We start from the raw sequence: 13,411 nt of genomic DNA, 5'->3' as shown, positions 1-13,411 counted from the left end.
ATAATACTTAATCATTTTGCGGGGCTAAACGTGTCGCTACCTGCGTTAAAAAATTCTCATTTAGAACAACTAAATAGCGAATTTTTTGCCTAGCTATCAACACGTTTTTCTACCCTCAAAATAGCTCACTTAATTAAGCGAATTGGTATTACTAATTATTTTATAAAGCTATACAGCAGTGCTAGAACCGCCAAGCTACCCATAAATAATATAAAGTAAGCACTTTTACCACGGTACTTTTTAAGGGCTGGTACCTTAAATACGGCTATCATGGGCATGATAAATAAGATCATGGCAATAATAGGGCCTGATAGTTGATCCATCATATCTAAGATGCTCGGATTTTTAACTGCACAAAACCAGATAGCAAAAAACATAATTGCCACACCCAACTTATCAGCGTTTTTCGTAGTCAGTTTGGTTTGCTTAGTGACTAAGCCATTAAAGCTTTCACGCGCTCCTAAAAAATGCCCTAAGAACGATGATGTAATAGCTATAAACGCTACTAGAGGACCTAGGGTTGCTATAAATGAGTTTTCAGTAATATTTGCTAAGTACGATAAGATAGACACGTTCTGAGCTTTTGCCTGCGCCATTTGCTCTGTTGAAAGAGAAAGCACGCACGAGAATACAAATAACAGTACAAATACAATTAATAATAAGCTGGTGCGCTTTAAAATAGCTTCTGATTTTGTTGCTGCATCATTACCATAGTGACCACGCTGCACGTTGGCAAAACTTGAAATTGCCGCCGCATGACTAAATGAGAACACAATAATAGGCACTGATAACCACAGAGTTTTAGTAAAGCTACCCAGCTCAGGAAAAGCCATATTAGGCATTTGCCAGCTAGGAATTAAGTAAATAGATAAGAAAAATAAAATAGCGACTAATGGATACACTAAAATAGCGAATGCGCGCAGCATGAGTTTTTCACCGCCCAGCATTAGGCTGATCATACCTGCTACAAGCACACCTGACAGTAACACTCTTGAAGGTGATTCCATGCCCAGTTGGTTGACGATAAAACTATCAACAGTATTTGTTAACCCTACACCATAAATAAGCAAGATTGGAAAGATAGATAAAAAGTATAACAATGAAATTAGTCGTCCGGCATTTACTCCAAAGTGCTCTTCTACAACATCGGTAAAATCAGCATCCTTATTATTGGACGATAAAACGAATCGCGCTAAGCCTCGGTGAGCTAAAAAAGTCATAGGAAAAGCTAGGCAGGCCAAAATAATTAATGGCCAAAAGCCACCAATGCCGATATTGATAGGCAAAAACAGGATACCTGCGCCTACAGCTGTGCCAAATAGACTTAAAACCCACTGAGTATCGTGTAGATTCCATGTTGTTTTGTTTGTTGTCGATGCATCTAACTGCGTTACATCTTGATATGAGCTCATTTATACTCCACCAATTAGAATAATAATTTGCGGCAGGATATATAAGTTGAAGCGTGAATGCATGTTTTGTCGATGTATTAACATAACTATGCTGTAAGGTGAGAGTTACACTGTATTATTTCACTAATATAAATATCATTAGGCTTTTAATTTCAATGTGTTATTAGAAAGAAGAGCTAGGAATTTAATTCCTAGCTCTTATTGAATTACTGCTTGGGTTCTTTCGATTTACCGTTACTTGGATCTTTTAACACTGACATTTTAGGTGGTTGTAAAGCAACTATGCGCTCACCTTGTTGTGGCGGTTTTTCCATATTGATTGTGAACGGGCGTACTTTGACTGGCGAGTCATCGTCAATATCTTTTTCACCATGTAAAATAAATAGTGGAATTGCTTCGCTATTCATTTCTTGGTATTTCTCCCAGCTAAACTCTTCGGAGATCCGAGTAGCACTGACTTTTCCGCCTTTCGCAATTAAGCTACTTAAACGAGAGTAGGCACCGATATCACCAAATAAGATCTGGCGTGATAAAAAAGTTGCACTGTCCTTGTTCGCTTTGGCATGACTGGTTGAAGATCGCAGTGAAAATACATTTTTTTCGTTTAATAAATGAGAAAAATATTGTACGCCTAGCGCGTTATGATGCCTATTAGGCGATAGCGCTAACACACTGCGTATTGTCGTAAGCGGTAAATAGCGCTCAGCATGTTCAGATTGAGGGTTACCATAATAGCAAGGAAGACCATCCATACGAGCCATTTTACAGTTCTCCCAAGCTGGATCAGACAAATGGACAGGAATATTTTGATCATTTAAGCCTTTTGCAATCGCGCGAGCAACATGGTTAGCCCCGATGATTAGGATTGTATTTGGAGAAGGTTGACGCACTCCTAATAATTTAGCTACCGGTATTGCCGTTAAGCTTTGTAACACAACAGTGATAATAATAACGGTAAAAATTAACGGGACAATTTTCTCAGCATCAGCGACACCAGCTTCCATCATACTAATAGCAAATACTGAGCCTACAGCAGCCGCGACAATACCGCGAGGTGCGATCCACCCTAATACTAGGCGTGACTTGACGGGTAAGTCAGAGCCAAAAGTAGACAGCGCAATACACACAGGTCGAGCAATGAACAATACAACCGCTAAAAAAATAAATACATCACCGTCTAACATCATTAGATCAGATAGTTGAAGTCGAGCAGCCAGTAGGATAAACAAGCTAGAAATCAATATCATTGATAAGTCTTCTTTAAACTCCAGGACTGAGTCAATTTCAAGATCGTCTTGATTCGCCAGCCATATACCAAATACGGTGACAGCTAAAAGTCCTGACTCGTGGCTAAGGTGATTAGAAACAGTAAAACTAATTAATACTAAGGCTAAAATGCCAAACTTGTGTAATTCAAAGGGTAACCATTCTTTTCTAATTAGAAGTGTGGTTAGCCAACCTGCGACTAGGCCAATCGTCAAGCCAACTCCAAGCGTTTTGAATAAAGCAATAAGGGTATGAACAAAGACTTCACCTTGGCCAACCAGCATAACAGCTTCAAAAACTAGAACCGCAAATAGTGCGCCAATAGGGTCTATAACAATGCCTTCCCAGCGCAAAATACGGTCAATATCTTGTGTTGGTCTCATTGAATTTAAAAGAGGTGCTATTACGGTAGGGCCTGTCACAACAAGTACAGCACCGAGCACGGCAGCGACGCGCCAATTCAATTCTAAAATCCAATAAGCACTTAAACTAATAATAATGCAGGTGGCAATCATGCCGATGGAACACAAGTTTCTGACAACTTTACCAATACCTTTGAGTTCCTTGAAATGCAGAGTCAATGAGCCTTCAAATAGGATAACAGCTACACTCAATGACACTACCGGGAACAACAAATCGCCAAGTAATGCGTCAGGATCTAATACGCCAGTTGCTGGCCCAAGCAAAAGGCCGGTGAGTAATAAAAACAAAATAGCAGGAACGCGAAAGGCCCACGCTACCCACTGAGCTAGAACCGAACAAAGCGCAATCCCGGCTATATAAATGGCTGACATATATAAAGTATTCCTTATCTATTACTTTGATTTAGAGAAAAGACTATCAAACTTATAATACAGGGATATACACGTGTATGATCATTTCTCCTAATAGAATTTTAGCTGCTTATGATTTTTTTGTAGAAAATATCGTGGTTATTGAGCTAGTCCGTTTCATTAAAAATTCATTATTCTTTAACATTATGAAATATATGGATAATTTATGCTCTCATCTTGATGTGATCCAAGCGCATAAAATATAACCTTGATCTTACAGTCGATTTTAGCGTATTATAGTTAGTGTTCAAACAATTTGTTATCTAAATAGTTCTGATTGAGCTATAAGCGAATACATATAGTTATTTTTAATTTAGTGCGAATAAAGCTAACTTAAATGCAGGTTACTATATTTATTTGTTTAAAAATCAATAGTTTTTTGTTTTGAATAAAATTTGTATGTAATTACTCATTTTTGGGTATTGGTTTACTTAAAAGCATATTGCCTTTAAAAGGCTATTTTTATATTTTGAGTTGAATTATTACCTGTTCAATATTTGGCACCCATCGTGGTGAACAAATCTCGGTCCTTAAGTCATCACCCTATCTGTTGGTGTATCTGACTTTAGAGGCTCTATGTATGTTGTTAATAAAGAAGCTTCACACAGCTTTTTACAGCGATGCATAAACAACACTTTTTATTTTACTTTATAACTGTTCAATCTAATGATTGGATGAAAGTTATGCTATATCTAAAATTCACTATTTCAGATAGAAATGGGTGTATTTTGCTGAGTGCTAAAAAGTGTATAGGAACATACAAATTGTAAACTCGCAGCTTAGTAATGATGCTAAGTGATTGTTTTCTTACTTCTCTTTGAGAAGTTACAGTTAAATGGAAAGTTGAAATACATTATGCAAAAGTTAAATTGGCGACGTATTGTACTTAAAGTGGGCAGCGCATTAATTGCCCCTGATCAAGATGGTTGTCGTTCACGTTATTTATTAACTATCGCACAGTTTATCGTTCGTTGTCGTAGTCGCGGCATTGAAGTTATTTTGGTTTCATCTGGCTCTGTTGCAGCCGGTGCTCATCTATTCCCTGATCAGCAAGAACGTACAGTGACCATGAAAAAAGCTATGGCAGCTGCTGGTCAAACAGAAATGATGGCAATGTGGGACCGTTTTTTCGATTTCCCTTCAGCACAAATTTTATTAACCCACGGTGATTTACGTGACCGTGAACGTTATGAAAGCATCCGTGAAACCGTATTCACATTATTAGAGCATGGTGTATTACCAATCATGAATGAAAATGACACGGTAACCACTGATGATTTAAAAGTTGGCGACAATGATAACTTATCAGCAATGGTTGCAGCTGCGGCAGATGCTGATGCATTGATGATATTTTCGGATGTTGATGGGTTATACAATAAAAACCCGAACTTACATGATGATGCTGTATTGCTTCCTGAGATAGAGTCTATAGACGAATCTATATACGCTATGGCTGGGTGCGCGACCAGCGCAGTGGGTACAGGTGGTATGAAAACGAAGATAGAAGCCGCAGAAAAAGCAACTTCACATGGTATTACTACATACATTATTAATGGTTTTAAAGAGCAAACATTTAACCAGTTATTAGAGGGTATAAACCCTGGAACAGTCTTTTTACCTTATGAAAAACCAATGCAAGAAGCTGTGCATTGGATGACTCACACGGCAAATGAGCAAGGTGAAGTTGTGGTCGAAGGTTCATTTGATGAATCTCTTGAAGGTGAAACAGGCTGTATTCGCGGTGACGAAATCGTTGCCGTGCATGGTGAGTTTGCTATTGGTGATACTATCTTAGTTCGTAGTAACGATGGTACACGCTTAGCTAAAGCAACAGCTAATTACAGCAGTTGTTTATTGAATTTTATAGCCGATAACGAACAAAGCGAGTTTAGTGATAAGATGCAAGATTCGATTGGCCCAGTTATTTCAGAGAAAGATATCGCATTATTGGAGAAGTCATGAGTTTAATTACGGATATTTCACGTCAAGCAGCAAAAGCTGCACACCAGTTAGCTTTACTCGATACCGAGACAAAAAACCGTGTGTTGCTGGAAATGGCTAGTGCACTAAGAGAACAAAAAGCATTCATCATTAAAGAAAATGAGAGTGATTTAAGCGCGGCACGTGACAATAATTTAGCTGCATCAATGATTGACCGCTTAACGCTTAATGACGAACGTATTGAAGCAATGGCTGAGGGCATTGAAGTGATCGTTTCACTTGATGATCCAGTCGGTCAATTACGTGACATCACAGAGCGTCCAAATGGTATTAAAATTCGCAAAATGCGCGTACCGCTTGGTGTAGTGTGTATGATTTATGAAGCACGCCCAAATGTAACTGCTGATGCGGGCGCATTGTGCTTTAAATCAGGAAACGGCGTAATTTTACGCGGTGGTAAAGAAGCGCTTAAAAGTTCACAAGCAATCGCAAGCGTAATGCACCAGGTATTAGAGAATAATGACTTACCGGCTGCACTTATTTCTGTTATCCCAGATCCAGATCGTGGGTTATTAATGGAATTAATGCAACAAAGGGACAGCATTGATTTAATTATTCCACGTGGTGGCGAAGGCCTTATTAATTTTGTCACAGACAACAGTACTATTCCTGTTATTCAGCACTTTAAAGGTGTATGTCATTTATATGTAGATAAAGACGCTGATTTAGAAGTGGCGGTGAATTTACTACTCAATGGTAAAACACAACGTACTGGTGTATGTAACGCGCTAGAAGGTTTAGTAGTACATGAAGCAGTAGCCGATGAATTTTTAAACTTGTGTGCGGTTGTACTTCGTCAAGAAGGTGTGAAAATTAACGCCGACAGCAAAGCGGCACAATACTTTGATAATGCAACCGTGCTTGCTGATAATGAGTTTGGTCAAGAGTACCTTGATTTAGAAATTGCTATTCGTGTAGTGCCTGATTTTGCTGGAGCAATTGATCATATTGCTCAGTTTGGTTCAAACCACACTGAAGTTATTTGTACTAAAAACCAAGATGCGGCTAAATTATTCCAGCGTAGTGTTGATGCATCAGTTGTAATGGTTAACGCATCATCACGCTTTTCTGATGGCTCACAACTAGGTTTAGGTGCTGAGATCGGTATCGCTACATCTAAGTTGCACGCATATGGTCCTATGGGCTTAGAGTCACTTACAACTGAAAAATACTTAGTAGATGGCGAAGGTCAAGTTCGCGAATAATCTAATCCATACCGTTGTAATGGGCGGTAGAAAATTAAATCGGTGCTGACGAATGTTGGGGCCGATTTTTTTGCGCTAAATTATTAACCTGAACTCTGGATAATAAATCTATCTCCAGCGGCTACTTTCAACGCTAACTGCGTTGAATTTACTTGCAATAGGCTAGCTATTGACGCGTAAATTCGCCTTGTTATCGCTAAAACTCTCCGGCTGGAGACTAATAAATATATTTGTGATTTAATTTCAATATATTAGTACATCTCTTAACCAGAGTTCAGGTTAATTTATTAAAAAATTAAAATGATTTAATAGGATTCAATATTATTGGAAGATGATCTAGTTCAGATGGTGTTTGATTTATTCTTTAGAAGAGGTAGGAAAGTGGTGGAGCTAAGCAGGATCGAACTGCTGACCTCCTGCGTGCAAGGCAGGCGCTCTCCCAGCTGAGCTATAGCCCCACATTCCTAAAGTTACAAACTTTGTAACCTACTTGAGTTTCCCTTTCAAGCGGGACGAACTTTAATGAGATTTATAGATTTGGTCAAGTGTTTTTTAATTTTTTATGAAAATTCACGTAAGTAAAGTTTTTTTGATAGACTAGGGGCTAATAAAATACAGATAGAAACTAAAATGAAAAAATATACTTGGGTGTTACTCCTGTTTCTATTCGGTTGTGCAAGCCAACAAGAAGATGCGCCGTTTGAAATCAATAACAAGCAATTGTATAAAAAGTTAGATGATCAAGGTAATAAAATCTTCGCATATGTAGTGTCTGTAAAAGCAAATAGCAGAAAAAGCCGCAACTCTGATCGGCCTTTAACACGCAGCGAATTTAAACGATTTGCTGAGCAAGAGTATTTTGAAGAATCAAATAGTTTAAAGTTAGAGCTTGAAAACCAAGCTGTAGCAATGTTGAAAACAGAGTTAGAGCAACAGCAATATTGCCCTGATAAATATGAAATTGATGAAGTCATGTGGCGTGATTTAAGTGTTCAATTAAGAGGTCGTTGTTTATAAATGCTTGCAGATAAAAATAAGCTGATTGCATACCTTGCGCATTTAAGTATTGATTACCAAGTAATAGAGCATCCACCTTTGCACAGCAGCTTAGATGCGGATGCGTTTTTGGTCGAAAGGCCCGGTACCCGTTTAAAAAATTTATTCTTGCGTGATAATGAAGGGAAAAACCATTTCTTAGTGATTACGGCTCATGATAAGCAGCTTGATTTAAAAGCGTTAGCTAAATATCAAGGCTTATCCAGGTTGGGATTTGCCTCCGATGAGCGGCTAGCGCGCTATTTAAAAGTCGCTCCTGGGTGTGTGTCTATGCTTGCGCTTATGAATGATAAGCAAAATAATGTCACTGTTTGGCTAGATCAAGATATTTGGTTTGGTGATTTATTCCATTGCCACCCATTTGAAAATACGCAAACGTGGATTATGGCTAAAAGTGACTTAGAGCGCTTTTTTGCAAGCACTGGGCATCAACCTAAAGTGGCTTTTTTACCCGCTAAATAACTACTTAACACCAACATAAACCCGCAAAAGCATACCGCTAAAAGCGTAATCATGAACGCAATGTGTCCGTATTGTTGGTACACCAGCCCTGGTAAAAAGGAGCCTAGCGCTCCTCCACTATAATAAAAAGATACATAACCACCATTGGTCACACTAGCTGGTGCCTTGCTTATTTTATTTACCAAAGGTGCAGCGGTTGAGTGGATCATAAACATCGCAGCACAAAAACCGGTGAAAGCCACTAAGAAGATTATGAGTTGGTTACTCATTAAGATTAATATTGTCCCACAATAAAAAATAAACACTCCACTGAGTAAGTGCCAAGCCCCCGAACTGCGCTTTAATAACCAAGGTGTAGCAATCGATGCTAAGGCACCAATAAGATAGCCACTGTAAACAAAGCCAATATCGCGGGTATTAGTTATTAAAAAGGTGTCTTGTAAAATAAATGGGAGGTAATTAAGCAAAGCAGCAAAGCAAAAAAACATACAAAATACAGCACTGTAAAGTTTTAATATGGGTGCAGTTGCTAGCTGTTTTAAATAACTAAGTGGTGATTGCGGTTCTTTCGTTGCTTGGTATGTGCGGTTAGTCATTGTCAATGCAAGTAATATCAAACCGGCAGCTATCACGTAGTAAAAGCTTTGCCAACTCCACAAATCAGCAAACACCGCAGCTAGCACACGGCCAAAATATCCGCCTGCAATTGTACTGCCGATGTACAAACTCATCTTTTTTTGCATGCAATCTGCTTTATATGACATGCCAATATAGGTTGTCATGGCCGTGAGTGCGGCAGGTAAGATTAACCCCTGTATAAAGCGGATAAGTAAAAGTAGTTCAAATCGTGGAACTAAGGTAAAAATAATACAGCTGACTGCTAGCCCAAGCATCGCATAACGTAAAATCTGTAATGGATTATGCTTGGCGAGTATTAAGCCATATATGAGAGGGGCAATCGCCAATGGCACCATTGTTGCAGTCATCAAGCTGCCCGCAGCGGCAGGACTGACAGAAAATTGAGTCGCAAATAACCCTAAAAGTGGCTGGGGCGCATACAAAACAAAAAATATAAATAATGAGCACAGTAATAAATGAAAAATACGCATTTATTTAGCCTAATATTAAAAGCAGATAGCTTACGCTTAGTTGTCGTTAAATCAATTGCAAAAGCGATTTAAGTTATTATTTTAGATAAAGAAATACAATTTAATTGCGCTAAATCAGGTTTTGCACTTTTAGCTTTGCTACTTTATACCAATTCGCATAATTAAGCGGGTTGGTATTACCAGCATAAAGATGGTAAATCTTAAGTATTAATCCGTAGCGCAATTAATGGGTTGGCAAAATTGGTTGAATTCTAGCGCAACTCGTATCTTGAGGTGTGGTGGGTATCGGTATAAAATAATTCCAATATCAGTTTTTCATGGAACAAGACAATGGGTTCATTACAAGACCAGTTACTTCAGGCAGGGTTAACAACGTCGCACAAAGCGAAAGTTGCAAAAAGTGAGAAACGAAAGCAACAAAAAAAACAAAAGAAGGGCGCAACCAGTAACCCAAGTGATTTGCAAAAACATATTCAGCAAACAAAGTTAGAACAGCAAAAGAAAGCTGAAGAACTAAATCAAGCTCGCCAAGGTGATCTAAAGCAGCGTGAACAGGTTGCACGTGTTAAGCAAATATTAGAGCACCACAATCAAGATGAAATCCGAGGTGAGCGCACCTTTAATTTTACTTTTGAGAATAAAGTAAAAGAACTCGATGTAAATGAAAAAACTCAAAAAGCGTTATCAGGCGGGCGTTTAGCAATTTGTGTGCTTGAAGGTCAGTTTTATGTACTGGAAGATGAGCCAGCACGCAAAGTCGCTGAAGTTGATGAAAAGTATATCGTATTCCATGTTGAACCAGATGATAAAGATAAAGACGATAATGACCCATATGCTGACTTTGAAGTGCCAGATGATCTTGTGTGGTAGGTAATCTTGTAGGTGTCTCTTTAATGGTTTATGAAGTAGGTTATTTTTAACTATTATTGGTACAATAAGTAAAGTACACCTATGAGGTATCAGTGATCTACACAGTGTATGATTTACGTACAAATTAGCAAGTTAGTGTGCATGGTCTACACTTAATTAGATAAATTTCTAAACCGTTAAAAAGAAGAGAAAATATAATGAGCAAGATAAAAACACTACTTTTAGGGGCAAGCCTTGCTGTGGCTGCAAGTGCTTCATTTTCAACAATGGCTGCGGACGGTGAAGCGCTTTATACCGCTAAAAACTGTCAAACATGTCATGGCGCTGAAGGTAAATCACCTATCATGGCAATGTATCCTAAGCTAAATGGTCAAAACAAAGAATACTTACTCGCACAAATGAAAGACATAAAGTCAGGTGCTCGCGCAAATGGCATGAGCATGGCAATGAAAGCCATGGTTGCGAATGTATCTGAAGAAGAAATGGCAGCAATTGCTGATTACTTATCAAACGTTAAGTAGTTAACACGTTAAGCTGAATACTAGTTAACGCTTAAACAGCCACATCAATTTATTTGATGTGGCTGTTTTGTTTCTAACGGTTGATTGCAACCCTAGACTGCTTTAGACTTCTATACATCTATTTCGCATTGTACTCAGTGTGTTTATACAAGGCATAAATATGTTTGAATTACCGCAACTTGATTTAAAAAATAAAGTATCAGAACAGGAGTGGCAGTTACGTGTTGATTTAGCCGCTTGTTATCGTTTAGTTGATCACTTTCGTTGGGGTGATTTAATCTACACGCATTTATCGGCACGCCTACCTGGCACAGATCATTATCTTGTAAATGCGTTTGGTCTCACATTTGACGAAGTAACGGCATCAAACCTGGTGAAAGTGGATTTATCGGGCAATATATTAGATGACACTCCATTTAAAATTAATCCGGCTGGTTTTACTATTCACAGTGCTATTCATGAAGTGCGTGACGATGCCCACTGTGTTATTCACTTACATACTAAAGAAACCATCGCAGTAGCAACGCAAAAACAAGGCTTGTTGCCACTTAGTCAGTATTCGATGTTTTCATTACCGTCATTGTCTTATCATGGTTATGAAGGACTTGCAGTGAATGATGATGAAAGAAAACGACTGCAAGATGACCTTGCTAATACCAATCACATGTTATTAGTAAACCACGGTGGCTTAACTGTAGGGCCAACAGTAGGCGACGCCTTCATGCGCTTTTATGATTTACAGCGCGCGTGTGAAATTCAACTCGCACTGCAATCAAGCGGTGCAGATGTCACGCCAGTACCGCAAGCTATTATCGATAATATTTATAATCAAGCCAATGTTGTGCACAGTGGTAGTACGGGTGGTCAGTTAGCTTGGCCTGCAATGCTACGCAAAGCCTATCGTCTTGATCCAAGTTTTGCTAATTAAGGAATTTTCATGAAAGTTAATCGCGTTGAAGTATTTGATATTCATTGCCCTGAGCGTCCAGCGTGGACTCCTGTATTTGTTCGTATTCACACTGATGAAGGAATTAGCGGTGTTGGTGAGGCGGGTCTGGCGTACGATTTAGGCCATAGTGCCGCTGCTGCTATGATCAAAGAAATGGCTGATGCGTTTTTGATTGGTCATGACCCATTTCAAACAGAAAAGTTATGGTCACGTATGCTACGTGAAAGTTTTTGGGGTCTAGGTGGTGGTCCTGTCGTGTATGCCGCAATGAGCGCCATTGATACTGCACTTTGGGATATTAAAGGTAAAGCACTTGGTTTACCTGTTTACCAGTTACTCGGCGGTAAAGTTAACGATAAGCTACGTACTTACGCCTCGCAATTACAGTTTGACTGGGATAGCGAATTTAAAGCCCTAGTACAACCACAAGAATATGCAGAAGCCGCTTTAAAAGCGATTGCTGAAGGCTACGACGCAGTAAAAGTTGATCCTATTCAGTATGATAAAGATGGTAATACATATTATGATCGCACCAAGATCATTTCACGTGCTGAAATGAAACTATACCGCGCGCGTATGCAAGCTATTCGAGAAGCAGTAGGTGACGAAGTCGATATTATTTTTGAATGTCATAGTTTGCCAGGGGCAACATCTGCCATTCAAATCGGTGAGATAGCTGAAGAATTTGACTGCATGTATTACGAGGAACCAGTCAATTATTTAAACCACTCATTGCATGCAAAAGTTGCAGATAAAGTTGCCGTACCAATCGCTGGTGGTGAACGTTTATATAACCGTTGGGGTGTGCGCCCATACCTTGAAGATCAAAGCATCGACGTACTACAACCTGATATAGGTTTATGTGGCGGGTTTACCGAGACTAAAAAGGTGTGTGATTACGCTGATATTTTTGATGTGCGTATTCAAGCGCATGTGTGTGGCGGACCGGTTGCGACTGCTGCATCATTGCACCTTGAAACGGCTATTCCTAACTTTTTAATTCATGAACATCACACTTATGCAATCAAAAAGTGGAACCGCGAATTGTGTTTACAAGATCCACAGCCAAAAAATGGCTTCTTTGAAGTATCAGAAGAGCCAGGTTTAGGTATTGAGCTAAACGACGAGATTGTCATGCGTTCACAAAGAGTAGAGATCAAGTAAAAACCTGAATTACGAGAAGCAAGCTAAGCTTGCTTCTCGTAAATACTATTTTGATATAACCCTGCTAAGTAGACACGGGATTTTAATTCATTAACCTCTTGCTAGCACCTAGCACCTAGCACCTAGCACCTAGCACCTAGCACCTAGCACCTAGCACCTAGCACCTAGCACCTAGCATCTACTTATTATTCACCTTACATTTCACATTCGGCAATGGCTCAGTTGCTTTGCTATCCAAATGGCGAACAAAGCACAGATCATTTTTGATCAGTAGCTCAAATCTGTCAGGCATATTAAGTTGTCTACCCATAATTGGGTTACCTAATTCATCTGTTTTAGTGACGTTATCCACTACCATTAGGCTGCGTTGCATAAATACATCTTTTGCAACGGCAATATTATTGCTGCGCATGAGCCGCGCTATACCTTGCGCAATTAATTCGCTTTGCGGCTCTTGTAATAGTGCATGCTGTAATTTGGGCGTGGGCTTATCAGCTGATGCTGTACAACCCAATAACAAGGTGCTACTTAGTATGCAAATACCAAAGGTGCTTTTCATTATA

The 13,411-nt window shown here is 39.1% G+C and carries 12 protein-coding genes and 1 tRNA gene; 8 read left to right on the top strand and 5 right to left on the bottom strand.

The genetic code is table 11. From position 1 onward, the window contains the following. Positions 1 to 155: 155 nt before the first annotated feature. Together ACHUE3_RS18515 and ACHUE3_RS18510 are read right to left on the bottom strand one after the other, a co-directional pair. Positions 156 to 1,412, bottom strand: coding sequence for an aromatic amino acid transport family protein (locus ACHUE3_RS18515; protein ID WP_394193790.1), 1,257 nt, complete (start codon positions 1,410 to 1,412; stop codon positions 156 to 158). 206 nt (positions 1,413 to 1,618) lie between these two features. Next, positions 1,619 to 3,472, bottom strand: coding sequence for a cation:proton antiporter (locus ACHUE3_RS18510; protein ID WP_394193789.1), 1,854 nt, complete (start codon positions 3,470 to 3,472; stop codon positions 1,619 to 1,621). An 894-nt stretch (positions 3,473 to 4,366) separates the two neighbouring features. On the opposite strand from ACHUE3_RS18510, the gene proB reads away from it, so the two are divergent. Together proB and ACHUE3_RS18500 are read left to right on the top strand one after the other, a co-directional pair. Continuing rightward, positions 4,367 to 5,473: a glutamate 5-kinase gene (gene proB, locus ACHUE3_RS18505; protein WP_135474746.1), complete on the top strand. Its 1,107-nt coding sequence runs from the start codon at positions 4,367 to 4,369 to the stop codon at positions 5,471 to 5,473. After that, positions 5,470 to 6,717 carry a glutamate-5-semialdehyde dehydrogenase gene (locus ACHUE3_RS18500; protein ID WP_394193788.1) on the top strand — a complete coding sequence of 416 codons (1,248 nt, stop codon included), beginning with the start codon at positions 5,470 to 5,472 and terminating at the stop codon, positions 6,715 to 6,717. The genes proB and ACHUE3_RS18500 overlap by 4 nt, the downstream gene beginning before the upstream one ends. A gap of 382 nt (positions 6,718 to 7,099) precedes the next feature. Here ACHUE3_RS18500 and ACHUE3_RS18495 read toward each other — a convergent pair. Beyond that, positions 7,100 to 7,175: transfer RNA gene (locus ACHUE3_RS18495), tRNA-Ala, on the bottom strand. Between the two features lie 172 nt (positions 7,176 to 7,347). Here ACHUE3_RS18495 and ACHUE3_RS18490 point away from each other — a divergent pair. Next, positions 7,348 to 7,734 carry a hypothetical protein gene (locus tag ACHUE3_RS18490; RefSeq protein ID WP_394193787.1) on the top strand — a complete coding sequence of 129 codons (387 nt, stop codon included), beginning with the start codon at positions 7,348 to 7,350 and terminating at the stop codon, positions 7,732 to 7,734. Next, a complete protein-coding gene (locus ACHUE3_RS18485; protein WP_394193786.1) occupies positions 7,735 to 8,235 on the top strand; it encodes a prolyl-tRNA synthetase associated domain-containing protein in 501 nt (166 codons plus the stop codon). On the opposite strand, the gene ACHUE3_RS18480 is transcribed toward ACHUE3_RS18485, so the two are convergent. Beyond that, positions 8,202 to 9,344 carry an MFS transporter gene (locus ACHUE3_RS18480; RefSeq protein WP_394193785.1) on the bottom strand — a complete coding sequence of 381 codons (1,143 nt, stop codon included), beginning with the start codon at positions 9,342 to 9,344 and terminating at the stop codon, positions 8,202 to 8,204. The two genes, ACHUE3_RS18485 and ACHUE3_RS18480, sit on opposite strands and share 34 nt — an antisense overlap. 330 nt (positions 9,345 to 9,674) lie before the next feature. On the opposite strand from ACHUE3_RS18480, the gene ACHUE3_RS18475 reads away from it, so the two are divergent. From ACHUE3_RS18475 to ACHUE3_RS18460, 4 genes are all read left to right on the top strand, one after another. After that, positions 9,675 to 10,214, top strand: coding sequence for a DUF2058 domain-containing protein (locus tag ACHUE3_RS18475; RefSeq protein WP_394193784.1), 540 nt, complete (start codon positions 9,675 to 9,677; stop codon positions 10,212 to 10,214). A 197-nt stretch (positions 10,215 to 10,411) separates the two neighbouring features. Next, positions 10,412 to 10,735: a c-type cytochrome gene (locus ACHUE3_RS18470; RefSeq protein WP_099296873.1), complete on the top strand. Its 324-nt coding sequence runs from the start codon at positions 10,412 to 10,414 to the stop codon at positions 10,733 to 10,735. 160 nt (positions 10,736 to 10,895) lie between these two features. After that, complete coding sequence (locus ACHUE3_RS18465) at positions 10,896 to 11,663, top strand: class II aldolase/adducin family protein (RefSeq protein ID WP_099296872.1); 768 nt, start codon at positions 10,896 to 10,898, stop codon at positions 11,661 to 11,663. Positions 11,664 to 11,672: 9 nt separating this feature from the next. Continuing rightward, positions 11,673 to 12,848 carry a mandelate racemase/muconate lactonizing enzyme family protein gene (locus ACHUE3_RS18460; protein ID WP_058560482.1) on the top strand — a complete coding sequence of 392 codons (1,176 nt, stop codon included), beginning with the start codon at positions 11,673 to 11,675 and terminating at the stop codon, positions 12,846 to 12,848. Between the two features lie 178 nt (positions 12,849 to 13,026). On the opposite strand, the gene ACHUE3_RS18455 is transcribed toward ACHUE3_RS18460, so the two are convergent. Further along, the gene (locus tag ACHUE3_RS18455; RefSeq protein WP_394193783.1) at positions 13,027 to 13,407 is read right to left on the bottom strand and encodes a hypothetical protein; all 381 of its coding nucleotides are present in this window, start codon (positions 13,405 to 13,407) and stop codon (positions 13,027 to 13,029) included. Positions 13,408 to 13,411: the final 4 nt, after the last annotated feature.

It is taken from the genome of Pseudoalteromonas atlantica (assembly GCF_043641955.1).
GTDB lineage: Bacteria > Pseudomonadota > Gammaproteobacteria > Enterobacterales > Alteromonadaceae > Pseudoalteromonas > Pseudoalteromonas atlantica_A.
Note: the sequence above shows the minus strand (reverse complement) of the source record. Positions and strands in the feature narration are given on the sequence as shown.